The sequence below is a fragment of the Streptomyces sp. NPDC055099 genome (assembly GCF_053607685.1).
The window spans coordinates 380,789-397,733 of sequence record NZ_JBSGUA010000003.1 but is presented as its reverse complement, the minus strand read 5'-3'; the positions used below and the strand labels follow the sequence as shown (position 1 = coordinate 397,733).

Genomic DNA, 16,945 nt, shown 5'->3' with positions numbered 1-16,945 from the left:
GGGCGCTCACGCCTCCCAAACGGCGGCCGCCGTCCGGTCGTCCGCGTACCCCTTGACCCTGACCTGGATGTCCGTGAGGAAGGTCGCCAGGCCCGGGGGGCCGCCCTTCGCCCACCGCTGGGTGAGGTGGGCGGCCAGCTCGGGTTCGCCGCGCAAGGGCTCGGCGAGGCCGCCGCTGCAGAGCATCAGGGCGTCACCCGGGCGGGCTACGGAGGCCCGGAAGCGGAAGGGTTCGCGGGGTGGGGGCTCGGGCGCGGGCTCGTACGGACTCGGGGGCGTGACGATCCCCATGTCCATGGTGAGCCGGTCGCCGTCGGGGGTTTCCGGCGGCACCGACCCGAACCCGACCACGGGCGGACCCGGGTCCACGGCGGCATCGCTGACCTGGGGCTCGATGTCCTGCCACGCGCCGTCCCTGAGCCGGAAGAGCCCGCCGCCGCCGACGCCGAAGAAGACGCGCGTGCGGCATTCGGGGTCGGCCGTCAGAAGGAGGCAGCGCAGGGACGCCGCGTACTCCTCGGGTTCGATGCCGAGGTCGGCCGCGTGCGCGCGGAGCTTGCCGAGGCTGCGGTCCGTGAGGCGGTGCAGGCCGCTCTTGAGGTCCCCGCGCCGGGCGGCCCTGATGTCCTCGGACAGCCGCTGATGGCTGCGGCCCACGGCCCGCCCGATCCAGGCGCACGCCTCGGCGGCGGCGCGGTGGGCGCCGGGCGTGGCCCGTGCCCCGGTGGCCATGGCGACCAGGACGAGGGCGCTCTCCCCGGTGCCGAAGCGCGCGGTGAGCAGCGAGTCGCGGCGCGGCTCGCCCCGAAAGCGCGCGGAGTCCCCGCGCACGGAGACGGCGCGCAGGGTGGAGGTGCCGTACCGCGCGCCGTCGAGCACGGTGTCGGCGACCAGGTCGCCCAGGTCGTCGGGGTCGGCGGCCGGCAGGACGGTGGGCTCGGCGTCGTAGGTGGGCGGCCCGTCGCCGACGTACGGGACGGCGGCCACGGATTCCGCCGTTACGGACGGCTCCGGTGCGACCGGTGCGGGCGGCGCGGGTGGTGCGGGTGGTGCGGGTGGCCGCGGGTCCGGGACCGCGGAGGCCTCGGGCGCGCGGGGCGTGGGGACGGCGGTGGTGCGGCTCGGGTCGTCGGACGGCTTCGCCGGTCCCCCAGGGAAGGTGACGGGCCACGGGGGCGCGGCGGGCGGCTCCCAGGGAGCGGTACCCGAGCGGACACGGGTGGCGGCCGGTGGTTCGGCCGAGGGTTCGGCCGGGGGTTCGTACGACGGTGCCGGCCGGGGCGGCGCCGACGGTTCGTGTGGCGGGAACGGTTCGCCTGGTGCGGGTCCGGCGCGGTCCTGGAGACCCGGGGGCGGCGGCTCCGGATCGGGGTCGGCCACGCTCTCGCCCGCCGCCGCGGAAGCCGAGGCGAACCTGTCGTCGAGGGTGTCGGCCGCCTCGGCCGGCCCCGTGTCATGAGCGGAGTCGTCGTAGAGCTGACCCCACCAGTCGTCCTCCCGGCCGGAAGCTCCGTCGTGCCTCTCCCCCTGCTGGCTCATGCCCCTATTGTCCACCGCGGAGGCCGTACGAAAACGGTGCATCCGGAAAATCCGGCCACCGGAAGAGTGATGAGGGCCGCCGGGCGGGCCCACCCCCCACGGGAGGTCCGCCCGGCGGTGTCTGTGTGTTTATCGCACGTCGTAGGCGCGGGCCACTGTCTGAGTGGCGGAACTTCCGTTCGTATCCGTCAGTTCGGTCCTGTGCCGGACGTGCTTGCCCGAGGCGCCCGCGTGGTTGACGGTGGCGGTCCATCTGCCGCCGGAAGCGGACGTCTTGGCCTCGGTCCAGGTCTTGCCTCCGTCGTACGAGTAGGACAGGGCCGCCGACTTGAGCGCGCCGGGTTCGTGGCCCGAGTGCCCTGTCGCCGTGATCCCAATCGTGGTTCGGCCACGGACGGGACGGCCGTGGTGACGGCGACGGCGGACGCCGCCCCAAGGCCGTGCGCGATACCGCGGCTGCCGTTGGTGCTGCGGTGGCGTCACCTTGGCAGAGAGGCGGGGGGTACGGGGATGATGTCCTGGGGCGGGTTTACGCCGTGGCTGTTTCCCGCCAGGGCGCCGTCGGAACGGATCGCTGGGGAGGGACGTCGCCGCATGCTGGCTGCGATAGGTCTGGACGAGCTGCACGAATCGGCGTACCGCGCGCTGGTCGCGGTGGGCGCCGCCGACGTGCCCGATCTCGCGCGGCGGCTCGCGCTCGGCGAGCCGGAGACGGTCCGCGCGCTGCGCCGCCTCGAACTGCACGGCCTCGCGGCGCAGGCGTCCGGCAAGGCGGGCCGGTGGGTGGCGGCCCCGCCCGGCGTCGCGCTCGGCGCGCTGTTGACCCAGCAGCGGCACGAACTGGAGAAGGCGGAGCTCGCGGCGAAGCTGCTCGCCGAGGAGTACCGCGCGCAGGCCGCCGAGCCCACGGTGCACGACCTGGTCGAGGTGGTCACCGGCGCGGGCGCGGTCTCGCAGCGCTTCCTCCAGCTCCAGCTGGGCGCGAGCCACGAGGTGTGCGCCCTGGTCACCGGCAACCCGGTGGCGATCACCGGCATGGAGAACGACGCGGAGGAGCAGGCCGCGGGCCGTGGAGTGACCTACCGCGTGGTGGTCGAGCGCTCCGTCCTCGCCCTGCCCACCGGCCTGATCGAACTGTCGGCGGCGATCGGCCGCAACGAACAGGTGCGTGTGGTGGACCGCGTCCCGACGAAGCTGGTGATCGCCGACGGTTCCCTCGCGATGGTGCCGCTGACCGCGCGCAGGGCGGAGCCCGCCGCGCTCGTGGTGCACGCGAGCGGCCTGCTCGAATCCCTGACGGGCCTCTTCGAGGCGGTGTGGCGGGACGCGCTGCCGCTGCGGCTCGGCGAGACCGGGCAGTCGGTCACCGAGGACGCCCCCGAGGGCCCGGACGGCGCGGATCTGGAGATCCTCTCGCTGCTGCTCGCGGGTCTGACCGACGCGAGCGTGGCCAAGCAGCTCGACCTGGGCCTTCGGACGGTGCAGCGCAGGGTCAAGCGCCTGATGGAGCTGACGGGCGTGACGACGCGGCTGCAGTTGGGCTGGCACGCGTACGAGCGGGGCTGGGTGGCGCGCTAGGACCGGGCCCTGGGGGCTTCCGGGAGGGTGCGCGAGCTGCGGCGGCTTGCGCGACCTGCGGTTTTCTCCCGCTTCCGGCACGCTTGACAGATGGGAGCCTGGGAACTCCTGCTGGTCGGAGTCGTGCTGCTGCTCGGGATCGGCGGAGTGCTTGTGCCCGGCGTGCCGGGGCCGTGGCTGGTGTGGGCCGCGGTGCTGTGGTGGGCGCTGAAGGACCCGGAGCCGGTCACCTGGTGGGTCCTGGTCGGCGCGTCCGTCGTGCTCCTCGTCGCGCAGGGCGTCCGCTGGCTGCTGCCGCCGCGGCGCTTCCGGCAGAGCGGAGCCACGCGCCGGACCGCCGTGTACGCGGGGGCCGGGGCTCTGGTCGGGTTCTGTGTGGTGCCGGTGATCGGGTCACTGCCGGGGTTCATCGGAGGCATCTACGTGAGTGAGCGCCTGCGGCTCGGCGGCCACGGGCAGGCGGTGACGGCGACGCGGACGGCCATGCGGGCGGGCGGCTGGAGCGTGCTGACCGAGCTGTTCGCGTGCCTGCTCATCGCGGGGGCGTGGCTGGGGGCCGTGATCTGGGGCTGAGCCTCAGACCAGGTCATGTCCGTACGCGATGTCGGCTTGCATCGACGCTTCTGTTCACGTACATGTACGGCCATCGGATCTATCCCGACTCATTGACGGGCCGCCTCCCCTTCTCTAGCTTTCAGCGAGGCAAAGCTCCGATGACTCGATGACGTGGTACTGACTCGGGAGACGCGATGGCCGGACCGTCCAGAAGAACCGTGCTCGCCACCGGATCGGCGGTCGGCGGCGCGCTGATGGCCGCCGGCCTGCCCACCCAGGCCACCGCCGCGCCGGCCGTACCCGCCGCATCCCGGGAGGCGGCGGACGTGCGTGTTCCGGGCGACCCCTGGCGCACCGTCCTCGACGACGCCGACCTGGTCTGGGAGAAGCTGCCGAAGACCTGGTACGAGGGCCCCTACCTCGGCAACGGTTTCCTGGGCTCGGGCATCTACGCGGAACCGAGCCCACAGCCAGGCGGCGCGACCACGGCCCTGCGCTTCAACGTCCAGCACTCCGAGGTACAGGACCACCGCCCGGAGTTCGGCTCCCTCTTCGGCCTCGCCCGCCTGCCCATCGGCCACTTCACCCTTGAACCCGTCGGCAAAATCACCGGCATCGACTGGCGCCTGCGGCTGCGCGACGCCGAGCTGACCGGCACCCTCACCACGGACAAGGGGACCCTGAAGCTCCGCGCGCAGGTGCACACCACGCGCTCCGTCCTCGCCGTCGAGGTCACCCCGAGCGCGGGCGAGCGCGGCTTCCGCTGGGTGTTCCACCCCGCGGAGGCGATCAGCCCGCGCGCCGCGTTCAAGCCGCTTCCGGAGGGATACGCGGGCAACCCTCCTGCCGAGATCAAGGAGTACGACGGCGTCACGGCCGCCGTGCAGCCCCTGCTGGCGGGCGGGCAGCACGTCACCGCCTGGCGGGAGCGGACGCGGGGCGGCGCCCGCACGCTGTACGTGAACGTGGCGCACTCACACCCGGGGACGACCGCACGCGACCGGGCGGTCCGCGCGGTGCGGAGTGCGGCGGCCCTCTCGTACGACGGGCTCGCGGCATCGCACCGGGCCTGGTGGCACGCGTACTACCGCAAGAGCTTCCTGTCGCTGCCCGACGCCAGGATGCAGCGCTTCTACTGGATCCAGCTCTACAAGACGGCGGCCGCCGCCCGCCGTGACGCCCCGGTGATGGCCACCTGCGGCCCCTGGCTGGAGCCCACGCCGTGGCCCAACACCTGGTGGAACCTGAACGTGCAGCTGGAGTACTGGCTGATCCACGGCTCCAACCACCTCGAACTCGACGCCGTGACACGTGCGTTGAGCGAATTCCGGTCCAACCTCACCCAGGAAATGGCGGCCCCCTACCGCGGCGACTCCCTCGGCATCCCCCGCACCACGGACCCGTCCCTGGTGAACGGAGCCTCGGTGACGGACGGCGGATACGGAGTGGGCATCCCCGGCCAGGACCCGCCAACTCCCGAGGTCGGCAACCTCACTTGGGCACTGCACAACGTCTGGCTGAGCTACCGCCACACCATGGACGAGTCGATCCTGCGCGACGTCCTCTTCCCGCTCCTGCGCAAGGCCGTCAACTACTACCTGCACTTCCTGGAGCCCGGCACGGACGGCAAGCTGCACCTCCCCGCGACCTACTCCCCCGAATACGGCGGCAACTCGCGCGACTGCAACTACGACCTGATGCTGCTGAAGTGGGGCTGCCGCACTCTCCTCGAAGCAGCCGAACTCCTGCGTATGGACGACAAGTTGGCGCCGCGCTGGCGCGAGGTGGCGGGCAGGCTGACCGCGTACCCGACCGACGCGAACGGCTACATGATCGGCGCGGACATCCCCTTCGCGAAGTCTCACCGCCACTACTCCCACCTGCTCGCGGTGTACCCGCTGTACGAGGTGACGGGCCGCACGGCGGAGGAACGCGCCCTGATCGAGCGGTCGTTGGCGCACTGGGTCGGCTTCGAGGGAGCGCTGCAGGGCTACACGTTCACGGGAGCCGCGTCGATGTCCGCGCTGCTCGGCAAGGGCGAGGACGCGCTGAAGTACCTGGGGCAGCTGATGGCGCGCTTCATCCAGCCCAACACCATGTACAAGGAGTCGGGTCCGGTCATCGAAACCCCGCTCTCGGCCGCGCAGTCCCTGCACGACATGATCTGCCAGTCCTGGGGCGACACCATCCGTGTCTTCCCCGCACTGCCGTCGGCGTGGGCGGACCTGACGGTGCACGACTTCCGTACGCAGGGGGCGTTCCTGCTCAGCGCCGTGCGCGAGGGCGGGGCGACCCGGTGGGTGCGGCTCGTGAGCGAGGCGGGGGCGCCGTGCGTCGTACGGCATGGGATCGCGGGGGCGATCGAGGTGCGGGACGGGCGGGGGCGTCCTCTGTCGTACGAGGAGGTGGGCGACGGCGCCGTGCGGATCGCCCTGCGGCGGGGCGAGTCGGCGCTGCTCACCGCCGAGGGAGACCGGCCGGATCTGCGGATCGCTCCGGTCGAACCGAACGAGGAGGCTCCGCGCTGGGGCCTGCCCGCGGCTTAGGCTCGCGCCATGACCGAATTCAGCGAGGCCGAGCGGGCGTACCTCAAGTCGCAACGTCTGGGCCGGATGGCCAGCGTGGACGCGACGGGGCAGCCGCAGGCCAATCCTGTCGGGTTCTTCCCGCAGGACGACGGGACGATCCTGATCGGCGGGTACGCGCTGGGGTCCACCAAGAAGTGGCGGAACCTCCAGAAGAATCCGAAGGTGTCGCTGGTCGTGGACGATGTCGTGAGTGAGCGGCCGTGGAAGGTGCGGGGGGTCGACATCCGGGGGGAGGCGGAACTCCTCACGGGGCCGCATGAGTTGGGCCCTCACTTCAGCGAGGAGCTGATCCGGATTCATCCTCGGCGGATCCATAGCTGGGGGCTTGAGCAGTAAATTTTCCCCAACCCCGCCCCTTCCCGGCTGTGACATTTGCGGCTCCGCCGCGTGGCATGCCTGCACCCCGGACCTACCTGGGGCTCCGCCCCAGACCCCCAAAGATGGCCTCAAACGCCGGCCGGGCTGGTGGTTTCAGCCCGTCCGGCGTTTGAGGACGAACTCGGCGGAGCCGGTGATCAACAGCGCCCAAGGCCCCCGCGCCAGAGCGGGTTCGCGGGAAGGGGCGGGGTTGGGGACCAATCCCTAACCCGCCGCCAGCACATGCCGCACCCCATACGACCGCCAAGGCCGCCACCCCTCCCCCACAGACACCCCCGGCAGCCCCACGTCCGGATCACCGAGAGCCCGCATCCGAATCAAGGCCACCGCCCCCGCATCCACCCCGCCCAAGGCCGCAAGGCCAGCTTCCGCATCGTCCCTATCCGCACCCGCGTCAAGCCGGACCCGCCCGTCGGCGAGGGCAGTCGCCAGTTCGCCCAAGGGCCCCGGCTCCCCGGCAAGCGCACCCGGCTCCGGGAAGACATGGGTCAGCGTCCCGCACGGCGCGTCCAGCGCCTTCCCGTACCGCTCGACCAGGAGCGAGGCACCCTCGCGCCCCACAAGCGCCCGCACCGCGAACTCATCGGGATCGGCCGCGCCCGGCGACCGGAGGCCCGGCCGCGCCGCGACCAGCGGAGCTAGGCGGGGATCGGCGCCGAGCCGCTCGTCGACGGCGTACGGGTCCGCGTCGAGGTCGAAGAGCCGGCGCAACCGCTGCACGGCGGTCGTCAGGTCCCGCAGGTCGGTCAGATGGAGCCGCGCGTCCAGCCATCCGCCGACCCCATGGTCACTCTCCTCGACGGCCACGATCCCCGTGCCGTACGGCAGCCGCAACGTACGCCGGTACGTCCGCCCGCCCGGCGCCCCGCTGACCTGCTCGATTCCGGCGACGGCCTCCTCGGCGAGCAGGTCGAAGACGGCGCCCGCCTGATAGGCACCCCGGTAGGCAAGCCGCAGCGGCACCCCGGCCGCCGGAGTCGCCTTTCCGGCGCCCCCTCCTCGCGGCGCGGCGGCCCGCAGCGCGGTGGGCGTCAGGGCGTACACCACGCGGATCGTGTCGTTGAACTGCCGGACGCTCGCGAACCCTGCGGCGAACGCGATCTCCGTGATCGGCAGGCCCGTGGTCTGGAGCAACACCCGTGCGGTGTGCGCCCGTTGGGCCCGCGCGAGGGCCACGGGCCCGGCCCCCAGCTCGGCGGTGAGCTGCCGCTGCACCTGCCGGGAGCTGTAGCCGAGCCGCACGGCGAGACCGGAGACGCCCTCGCGGTCGACGACGCCGTCACCGATCATGCGCATGGCGCGCCCTACGACGTCCGCGCGTACGTTCCACTCCGCGGACCCCGGCACGGCGTCCGGGCGGCAGCGTCGGCAGGCCCGGAATCCGGAGCCCTGGGCGGCGGCCGCGGTGGTGTAATAGCGGACGTTCTTGCGCTTCGGGGTGACGGCGGGGCAGCTGGGGCGGCAGTAGATGCCGGTGGTCTCGACGGCGAAGAAGAACTCTCCGTCGAAGCGCGCGTCGCGGCTGCGCACCGCCTCGTACCTGGTCTCTTCATCGATCACGTGGTCCAGTGTGCGGGGTGGACGGCGCTTCGGCTGGCGGAATTCGGACACCGCGTTGCGGGGGCGCGCGTAGACACGCCCCCGCGACGCGGCCGCCCTCAGCGGATACGGCCCCGCTTGGCCTCCATGGCCGCCTTGCCCTCCGCGCCCCGCAGCTTCCACATGCGCCGCATGTCCGCCCGGAGCTTCGCGTCCGTCTTGGCGACGATGCGCTGGTTCTCGCGGATCAGCTTGCGGTAACTGTCGAGGCGGCGGTCGGGGAGCGAGCCGTCCTCCACGGCCGCGAGCACCGCACAGCCGGGCTCGGCGGTGTGGGCGCAGTCGTGGAAGCGGCAGTCGGCCGCGAGCTCCTCGATCTCGGAGAAGACCTGGCCGACGCCCGACCCGGCATCGAAGAGGCCAACACCTCGCAGGCCCGGCGTGTCGATGAGGACACCGCCCGCCGGGAGCACGAGCAAATTGCGGGTCGTCGTGGTGTGGCGGCCCTTGCCGTCCACGTCACGGGCGGCGTTGACGCGCATGACGTCCTCGCCGATCAGTGCGTTGGCCAGCGTCGACTTGCCCGCTCCGGACTGGCCGAGCAGGACCGACGTACCACCGGCGACGACGGCGCACAGGATGTCGACGCCTTCCCCGGTGGTGGCGCTGACCGGGAGCACCTGGACGCCGGGGGCCGATGTCTCGACGTCCTCGACGAGGTAGGACAGGCCGGTGGCGTCCGGGACGAGGTCGGCCTTGGTGAGGACGACCAGGGGCTGGGCCCCGGACTCCCAGGCCAGGGCCAGGAACCGTTCGATCCGGCCGAGGTCGAGCTCGACGGCGAGCGACACGGCGATGATCGCGTGGTCGACGTTGGCCGCGAGGATCTGCCCCTCGGACCGCTTCGACGAGGTGGAGCGGACGAAGGCGGTCCGGCGCGGCAGCAGCGTACGGACGTACCGCGGATCGCCGCCTTCGGGGTCGAGCGCGACCCAGTCCCCCGTGCACACGACCTTCATCGGGTCGCGGGGCACGACGAACTCGGTGTCCGCGCGCACCGTGCCGTCCGGAGTGACGACGTCGCACTGGCCGCGGTCGACACGCAGGACACGGCCGGGCAGCAGACCCTGCGCCGCGTACGGGGCGAACTCGGCCTCCCAGTGCTCGTCCCAGCCGTAGGGCGCGAGCGGGTCCGAGGACGGGAGAGAAGCCTGCGGTGAAGAAGATGAAGCGGATGAAGCGGAAAGAGAGGAAGACAAGGGGTGACCCTTCACAGGGTGGCCCCGGCGCACGCGCTCACTGGCGCGTGGAGGAAAGGCAGGTCAGCCGGTGGCCACGGAGGTGGAATGGACGGACTTCTCGATGCGGGCAGCGCCCATCTCAACGACAGCCATCGGTCACACCTCCTGGATCACACTCAACCGGCACCGGCGGTCGACAGACCGCCGGACGAACGAGGCCAACCCTAGCCCCGCCCTCAGGCGGAGCGCCAACCTTTTTCGCTTCCGGCGGCGACGGGCTGCTCGGCCGCCGCCGTCCCGCTGTCCGCCGTACGGGCCCGGCGCACGGCGGACAGCGGTGTGGGGGCGAGCGTCTTGCGCAGGTTGGTGCGCATCGTCGACGCGGCGTCGAGCACGTAGTTCTGCCGGACCTTCCAGGGGCCGCGGTCGCCCTGGCGGGGGAAGGCGTCGATGGAGCGCTGGACGTATCCCGACGCCAGGTCGAGCAGCGGGCGTTCGGTGAGGCTGCTCGTGGGCCTCGGTTCCACCGCCGCGTAGGCGTTGTCGCGCATGTGGTTGAGCACCTTGCAGACGAGGCGGGAGGTGAGGTCGGCGCGCAGCGTCCAGGAGGCGTTGGTGTAGCCGATGCACACGGCGAAGTTCGGGACGCCCGTCATCATCGCGCCGCGCCACACGAACTGCTTGTTCAGCTCGACCGGCCGTCCGTCTACGCGCGGGGCGATGCCGCCGAAGGCGAGCAGTCGCAGACCCGTGGCGGTCACGACGACGTCGGCCTCCAGGACACGGCCGGACTTGAGCCGGATGCCCTCGGGGACGAAGCGGTCGATGTGGTCGGTGACGATCTCGGCCTCGCCCGTCTTCAGGACCTCGAAGAGATCGGCGTCCGGAACCGCGCACAGCCGCTGGTCCCAGGGGTCGTACGACGGCGTGAGGTGGTCGGCGATCAGTCGGTCGTCCTTGACGATGCGCTTGTTGAGGCCGGTGAGCAGGCGTCGCGCGGCCTTCGGGCTGCGGCGGCAGAACTGGTAGAAGCCGATGGTGAAGAGGATGTTCTTCGTCCGCACGACCCGGTGCGCCAGGCCCGCGGGCAGTACGGCGCGGACGCCGTCGGCCAGCCTGTCCCGTGAGGGGAGCGAGCCGATCCAGGTGGGGCTGCGCTGCAGCATGGTGACGTGTTCCGCGGACCGTGCCATCGCGGGGACGAGGGTGACCGCGGTGGCGCCGCTGCCTATGACGACCACGCGCTTGCCCGCGTGGTCCAGGTCCTCGGGCCAGAACTGCGGGTGCACGACCGTGCCGGTGAAGGAGTCGGCTCCCTCGAACTCGGGGGCGTGGCCCTGGTCGTAGTCGTAGTAACCGGCGCAGGAGTACAGGAAGTCGCAGATCACGGTGGACAGGGTGCGGCCGCCGTCCTCGTCGGTGCGCTCCAGGGTCACCGTCCAGCGTGCCGTCGCGGTGGACCAGTCGGCGCCGACGACCTTGGTCCCATAGCGGATCTTGCGGTCGATGCCGAACTCCGCTGCCGTCTCCTTGATGTAGCTCAGGATGGACCGGCCGTCGGCGAGCACCTTCGAGTCGCGCCAGGGCTTGAAGGCGTAGCCGAGGGTGAACATGTCGGAGTCCGAGCGCACCCCCGGGTAGCGGAACAGGTCCCAGGTCCCGCCCATGGACTGCCGCGCCTCGATGATCGCGTACGAACGCTCCGGGCATTCGGTCTGCAGCCGGTAGGCGGCGCCGACACCGGAAAGACCGGCGCCCACGATCACGACGTCGATGTGTTCGACCGGGGCGGCGGTGTCGTCGGCGGCGGTCCGTGAGTGGTGTGCGGAGTGCGTCATTCCTCCAGTGTCCGGAAGCACACCCGGCAGGAATTGACCCGGGACGACAGATCTTTGACCCTAGACGACATGTCCGTGATCAGATCGGCGGGGCTGCGGGGTTTCCGCGCCACGGTGGCGGAGCTCGGGGGCGACGCCGAGGCGTACGCCCGGCAGGCGGGCTGTCCCGCGGCAGCGCTGGACGCGGACGACGTCCTGGTGCCGGAGGAGGCGATGGCCACCGTACTCGAGCTGGCCGCCGCGGACCTCGGCTGCCCCGATCTCGGCCTGCGGATCGCGGCCCGGCAGGACCTGGGCATGCTCGGCGCGCTCGCGCTGGCCATCCAGAACTCCGAGACGCTCGGGGACGCCCTGGAGTGCACCACGCGCTATCTGTTCGTCCACGCGCGCTCGCTGAGCCTGAGCCTGGAGCCCGATCCGTACGGCACCCCGGGGGTGGCCGCCCTGCGCTACGGCGTGCGCGAGGGGTTCGAGGCGCCGCCGCAGGGCATCGACCTCTCCCTGGGTTTCATGCACCGCGCGATCGTCTACCTGGTCGGTCCGTACGGCCTCGGCTCGGTCGAACTCCCCCACCCGCTGCTCGCACCGCTCTCGGTGTACGAGGACTTCTTCGGCGTACCGGTGAAGGCGGACCGCCCCGCGGCGCTGCTGCGGGTCCCCTTGAGCCTGGCCGACCGGCCGCTCGGCGGCGGCAACGCGCACTTGCGGCGCCTGGCGCTCGCGTACCTGGACGAGCAACTCCTGAAGGAGCGTGCGGATGTCGTGGGCAGTGTGCGTGCGGTCGTGGCCAGGTCGCTCGGCACCACGCCGCCCGAGATCGGCACGGTGGCCCGCCTGCTCAACGTCCACCCCCGGACGCTCCAGCGCAGGCTGCGGGACGAGGGCACGACGTTCGCCCGCATCGTCGACGAGGAACGCCGCGGGGCCGCCCACCGCTACCTCACCACCACCGAACTCCCGCTGGGCCAGGTGGCCTTGCTCCTCGGCCTCTCCGAACAGTCGGCCCTGAACCGCTGCTGCAAGCGGTGGTGGGGGGCGACTCCGCGGGATGTGCGGAGCACGTCTTGTGAGGCAGGCGCGTAGGCGCGGCGTCGCCGACCCCTCATGCTGGCGGGGTGGGACTCAATCCGGCCGAAGCGGCGATCACCGGCATGACCCTGGGCGCCGTGGCCTCCTTCTCCGGCGCCTGGCTCACCCAGCACGCGACGGACAGGCGTGAGCGCGAGAACCGCGTGTGGTCACGGTGCATGGACGTCTACGAAGAGGCCATGATCGCCGTGCACCGGGTCGGCGCCCTGCGCGCGCAGTTGTCGGACACTGGCGACTGGCCGGACGGCACCGGTGCGGCGGTGAGCGACGTCCATGTCCTCGCGGCCCGGCTGGAGATCTACGCCACGACCCCGGTCCTCGACGCGCACTGGGCCGCCTTCCAGGCGATGCGCGCGTGGATCGGCGCGTGGCACGAGTGGGACAACCAGGAGGGGACCAATCCCCGGGTGAGCCAGACGGACCCGCTGTGGCGCGAATTCACCGAGCGTGTAAAGGAATCAGAGGATTCCGACCATCTGCTCCTGGGCATCCTGCGCGAAGAGGTGCACGGGACGAGGAAACGAAGAAGATCGTGGTGGAAGTGGCGCCTATTTCGGCACACCGATACGGAGGGATCACCTCGCCCCGGGGCCTGAGAACGTTTCTTGTGCGGTAACTCCCGGTGGGGAACCGTTCATGGCTACCATTGCATATTCACAGCGCACGAGCAGCGTGCCCCCGCACAGGGCAGTTGCTCACTCCTGGGATCGGACGGGGGGACGAACCCATGACGCATCAAGAGCCGCGCCATAAACACTTGATCCAGATATTCCGGAACAACGATCGCATCGGTTCCGGTGTTCGCCTCACCAGGCACTTCGCCCTAACCGCGGCGCACTGCCTGGGAGATGACAAAGAGAAACGCATGCGCCCGGTCCTCCTCCGTCTTCCGGACGGCAGGCGCCTGGGGGGCGAGGTCCAGCAATTCGATCTCCTTTCCGACATGGCTCTGGTAAAGATCCTTTTCCAGAAAGGCGAAAAGGTACCGCTCCCCGGAATCCACTTCGATGTCGCGCGCGAAGGAGAGGCGTGGACCGCGGGCCGCAGGCCCTCGGGCAATGGCAGGCTGCGGGGAACCGTGAGCCACGTATCGGTCATCTACCAGAGCACGGGCGAGCAGGCCGTCAGCTGCCACCGGCTGCGGCACGACGGCTCCTGCGACGACGTGCGGAAGTTCGCCGGCAGCCCCGTCGACCGCGGTACACCCGATCCCGACCGCCCCACGGTCGTCCTCGGGCTCATCGTCGCGCGGCCCTCCGCCACGGACGCCGAGGAGGGCACGCTGTTCGCCGGCACGATCGACGAGGCGGTGCGCCGGTTCGACACCTTCAAGTTCCGCCCCGAACCACGACAGCCGCTGTCCGACTCCGAGCGCGTCTACGAGGTGCGTCAGGACCACGAGGCGGAAGCACTGGCCCGCAAGGACCGCACGGTGCCGGCCGGACTGGCCGCCGTGACCAGCTATGTGAACCTGCGCTGGCACCGGCCCCGGCCGTGACGAGCATGCCGCACACCAAGGCGGCCCGTCTCCTGGAGGGGACATGACGACGATCGCGAACGTCAGCGAGGCGCTGGCGACTGCGGAGGACGCCCTTGAGGCGCACGGAACGGCCCGGTCCGACCTGAGGGAGTCACTGGCGGGTTACGTGGACCGCCGCACCGACCCGGAAGCGCCCTACGCCCGCCTCCGCCCCCACGCCCGCCAGCACATCAACCTCGCCCAACTGCTCCTCGAACTCGACATGCGAGAACGCTCGCACGCGCTCGCCGCGGTGACCCTGCGCCACATGGAGCTGGCGGAAGCGGACCAGGAACAGTTCCAGGCCGACACCTGGAACGAACTGGGCGCGCTGCTCGCGGAGCACGACGACCTCGACCGGGCCCGCATGGTCCTGAACTACGCCCTCAACCGCGCACAGCGCGCCGCCGCACCCGAACTGGCCCGCATCCTGGCCAACTTGAGCGCCGTGAGCTTACGGGCCGGGCATCTGGAGGACGCCAAGGTCTGGGCACACAAGGCCGTCGCCGTCCTCGGCAAGTACTACGGAGGCGATCCGGAGGCACGGCTGACCGCGGACTGGGTGCGGGTCGAAGTCGCGTCGATCCGGCGGGACACGGCAGAACTCACGCGCGCCCTGGGTGACTTCACCGCGTCGGTCGACTGGTTCACGAGTTTCAAGGACGACGACGACCCCAAGGCCGTCGCGGCCCGCTCGGCCCTGGCCCAGGCGAGGTTCCAGGCCGCCAAGGCGGTCCAGGACGAGGCGCGGATCGAGGCGGAACTGGGCGAGCTGGAGATCGCGCACCTCCGTGCGTCCGCGCTCCTCGGGGCCGATCACCAGGAGACGCTGGTCGCCCAGGCGGCGCTGGCCACCGCGGAGTTCGACGCGGCCGACGGCACGGCGTGCTGCGCGTCGCGCAGGCAGCAGGCCGTGGCCCTGCTGGATTCGGCGACCGCGAGGGCCGCGCGGACCCTGGGCCGCGACCATTCCCAGACACTCGCCCTGCGCGCGGCGCTCGCGGACATGCGGGGCGCCACGGCGCCGTCGGACGAACTCCCTTATCTCATCGAGCATGTGTACACACCCCAGGAGAACAACGCGCGTAACAAGGCGAAGGGCGACGCCCTGCGCCAGGAGCGCAATGTGATCAGGCTGGTCGCGCACGCGGGCGCGTCGTTCTTCCTGAAGGACCTGAAGCTCTTCCACCCGCAGGTGATCCACGCCCTGAATCAGGGCAGTTACTTCTACGCCATCATCAGCAGCCCTTGGAACAACCTCGCCATCTTCACCAAGCACGACGCGACGGCACAGCGTCCCAACTCCCACAACATCGTGGACATCATCGCCGCGAGTGACTACTACTCGAAGACCTTCCTGCACGTCATAGACGCCTACCGCACGCTTCGCGAGACGTACCACGACCGCATCGAGTTACGACTCACCCATATCGACATCCCCGGCTCGACCCTGCTCACCACGGACCGCGGTTTCTTCGAGCCCTACATCACCTCCAACCCGGAACGCAGGACCCGCCGCAAGCTCAATGTCCTTGAGGTGGAGTTCCACAAGGACAGCAGGTACTACTCCGACAGCCGGGCGGAGTTCGACATCCAGTGGGAACTCGCCAGCACCCTCGACCAGTTCGAGGCGAGCGAGGAACAGCACAAGACGGCGCTGCGGGACGCGGTGCGCGCCCAGTCGGACGACCGGTTCAAGGGAGATGGAGAGCCCCGCCCCTGACGCTGCGCAGCACCCCCGCCGATCCCACGAACAGCGCGTCGGGCAGCTCGTCCAGGTGCCAGAACTCCCAGCGCAGGCACCGCTCGGGCTCCAGGACCCGCGGCTCCCCGGTGAAGTCGAGGATCTCCACGCCGACCTGCATGTGGTGATTGGCCGCCGGGTCGGGATCGGTGACGCAGGCGACGCGCGTACCGATCGCGCGCAGGCCCGTCTCCTCGGCCAGCTCCCGGCAGGCGGCGCCGGCCAGGGACTCGCCCACTTCGAGATGCCCGCCGGGCAGCCCCCAGGTGCCGTGGCCGAAGGTGTTGGCCCGCAGCCCGAGCAGCACGCGCCCGCCCGCGCGAACGATCGCCTGGACCCCTACACGTACCTGTGTCGTCACCGCGAGCTCCTCACGCGTCCGGGTAAGTGCCGGTGAAGTTCTCGGTGTTCCGCGTTCCCTCGACCGGCGGGGGCAGCTCGCCGAAGCTCTGCGCGAGCCTCTCGAAGAAGTTCCCGATCCTGCGCTCCCCACCCTCGTCGACGACGACGACCTCGCAGTCCGGGTCGATGAAGAAGTAACTGCCCGTGCGGGTCCTGTTCCGGTAGACCCGCAGCGTGACGCCGCGCGCCTTGGCCGCGGCCTCGCACCGCCCCACCACGTCCTCGAACTCTTCGTCCCCGATGGCGAGCCAATCCCGGTTGTCCGCGCCGTAGTTGGTCTCCGACATCTGGTAGACCTTCCACACGTCCGGCAGGAAGGCGTCGTCCTCGATGAGGTTCAGCACGTCGGGAGCCCCCCGGACGTTCAACCGTGTGACGACCGTGCCGAGCTTCACCTTGACGTGCTCGTGGTTCTTGCGCACCTCTTCGAGCAGCGCGAGCATCTTGTCTCGGTGTGGTGCGACGCCCGTGCGCAGTGCCCGGTGCTCGTCCGCGTCGGCGGACTCCAGGGGCAGTGCGATCCAGGAGAGGCTGGGCAGGACGCGTTCCATCGTGCGCAGCGGGGCAAGACCGTTGGTGCTCAGCACGACTCGTGGTGCGCTGCCGTCCTCGCCTGGCTCCCGCAAAGCGGCCGCGAGTTCGTCGAGATAGGAGAGCAGGGTCGGCTCACCGCCGGAGATGACGACGCCGCGCACGCCCCCGTCCCTCAGCGCTGCCGCGACCTTGAGCGCGACGCCCCGGGACATGGAGGGAACCTCGTGCCTCGGACCGAAACAGAAGGGGCAGCTGAGGTTGCACCTCCCGATGGGCCGCATGTCGACGAAGGCGGGGATGAGCATGGGGGGAACGTAGCGAAAAACTGAGGTTCAGGGTCGCCTTTCGGCCACCCATGGCTCATCGAATTTGTTTCGGGGCGTTTACGGGGCGCGCGCTGG

14 protein-coding genes are annotated in these 16,945 nt (G+C 71.0%); 8 read left to right on the top strand and 6 right to left on the bottom strand.

Translation table 11 applies throughout. The annotated features are described in order from the left end of the window. Positions 1 to 6: 6 nt before the first annotated feature. Positions 7 to 1,539, bottom strand: coding sequence for a protein phosphatase 2C domain-containing protein (locus tag ACWFRU_RS09700; protein WP_453685568.1), 1,533 nt, complete (start codon positions 1,537 to 1,539; stop codon positions 7 to 9). Positions 1,540 to 2,133: 594 nt separating this feature from the next. Here ACWFRU_RS09700 and ACWFRU_RS09695 point away from each other — a divergent pair. From ACWFRU_RS09695 to ACWFRU_RS09680, 4 genes are all read left to right on the top strand, one after another. Beyond that, positions 2,134 to 3,117, top strand: a complete 984-nt coding sequence (locus tag ACWFRU_RS09695; protein ID WP_453685567.1) for a helix-turn-helix transcriptional regulator — start codon at positions 2,134 to 2,136, stop codon at positions 3,115 to 3,117. A 90-nt stretch (positions 3,118 to 3,207) separates the two neighbouring features. Further along, positions 3,208 to 3,690, top strand: coding sequence for a DUF456 domain-containing protein (locus tag ACWFRU_RS09690; protein WP_453685566.1), 483 nt, complete (start codon positions 3,208 to 3,210; stop codon positions 3,688 to 3,690). Between the two features lie 176 nt (positions 3,691 to 3,866). Beyond that, entirely contained in the window at positions 3,867 to 6,218 is a 2,352-nt protein-coding gene (locus ACWFRU_RS09685; RefSeq protein ID WP_453685565.1) for a glycosyl hydrolase family 95 catalytic domain-containing protein, read from the top strand. Between the two features lie 9 nt (positions 6,219 to 6,227). Next, positions 6,228 to 6,596: a PPOX class F420-dependent oxidoreductase gene (locus ACWFRU_RS09680; protein WP_397715501.1), complete on the top strand. Its 369-nt coding sequence runs from the start codon at positions 6,228 to 6,230 to the stop codon at positions 6,594 to 6,596. A 246-nt stretch (positions 6,597 to 6,842) separates the two neighbouring features. Here ACWFRU_RS09680 and ACWFRU_RS09675 read toward each other — a convergent pair whose 3' ends face one another. From ACWFRU_RS09675 to ACWFRU_RS09665, 3 genes are all read right to left on the bottom strand, one after another. Then, a complete protein-coding gene (locus tag ACWFRU_RS09675; protein WP_453685871.1) occupies positions 6,843 to 8,195 on the bottom strand; it encodes a DNA-3-methyladenine glycosylase 2 family protein in 1,353 nt (450 codons plus the stop codon). 101 nt (positions 8,196 to 8,296) lie between these two features. Next, positions 8,297 to 9,436 (bottom strand): ribosome small subunit-dependent GTPase A, encoded by a 1,140-nt coding sequence (gene rsgA / locus ACWFRU_RS09670; RefSeq protein ID WP_453685564.1) that lies wholly within the window; start codon positions 9,434 to 9,436, stop codon positions 8,297 to 8,299. A gap of 218 nt (positions 9,437 to 9,654) precedes the next feature. Then, complete coding sequence (locus tag ACWFRU_RS09665; RefSeq protein WP_453685563.1) at positions 9,655 to 11,256, bottom strand: flavin-containing monooxygenase; 1,602 nt, start codon at positions 11,254 to 11,256, stop codon at positions 9,655 to 9,657. Positions 11,257 to 11,325: 69 nt separating this feature from the next. On the opposite strand from ACWFRU_RS09665, the gene ACWFRU_RS09660 reads away from it, so the two are divergent. The 4 genes from ACWFRU_RS09660 (at position 11,326) to ACWFRU_RS09645 (ending at position 15,587) form a co-directional block, all read left to right on the top strand. Then, on the top strand, positions 11,326 to 12,339 hold the full coding sequence (locus tag ACWFRU_RS09660; RefSeq protein WP_453685562.1) for an AraC family transcriptional regulator: 1,014 nt from the start codon (positions 11,326 to 11,328) through the stop codon (positions 12,337 to 12,339). Positions 12,340 to 12,371: 32 nt separating this feature from the next. Next, positions 12,372 to 12,941 (top strand): hypothetical protein, encoded by a 570-nt coding sequence (locus ACWFRU_RS09655; RefSeq protein WP_453685561.1) that lies wholly within the window; start codon positions 12,372 to 12,374, stop codon positions 12,939 to 12,941. 131 nt (positions 12,942 to 13,072) lie between these two features. After that, complete coding sequence (locus tag ACWFRU_RS09650; RefSeq protein ID WP_453685560.1) at positions 13,073 to 13,843, top strand: S1 family peptidase; 771 nt, start codon at positions 13,073 to 13,075, stop codon at positions 13,841 to 13,843. A 43-nt stretch (positions 13,844 to 13,886) separates the two neighbouring features. Further along, the gene (locus ACWFRU_RS09645; protein ID WP_453685559.1) at positions 13,887 to 15,587 is read left to right on the top strand and encodes a hypothetical protein; all 1,701 of its coding nucleotides are present in this window, start codon (positions 13,887 to 13,889) and stop codon (positions 15,585 to 15,587) included. Here ACWFRU_RS09645 and ACWFRU_RS09640 read toward each other — a convergent pair. Further along, positions 15,559 to 15,969 (bottom strand): nucleotide triphosphate diphosphatase NUDT15, encoded by a 411-nt coding sequence (locus tag ACWFRU_RS09640; RefSeq protein WP_453685558.1) that lies wholly within the window; start codon positions 15,967 to 15,969, stop codon positions 15,559 to 15,561. The genes ACWFRU_RS09645 and ACWFRU_RS09640 overlap by 29 nt on opposite strands. Before the next feature lie 10 nt (positions 15,970 to 15,979). Next, on the bottom strand, positions 15,980 to 16,825 hold the full coding sequence (locus ACWFRU_RS09635) for a radical SAM protein (RefSeq protein ID WP_453685870.1): 846 nt from the start codon (positions 16,823 to 16,825) through the stop codon (positions 15,980 to 15,982). Positions 16,826 to 16,945: the final 120 nt, after the last annotated feature.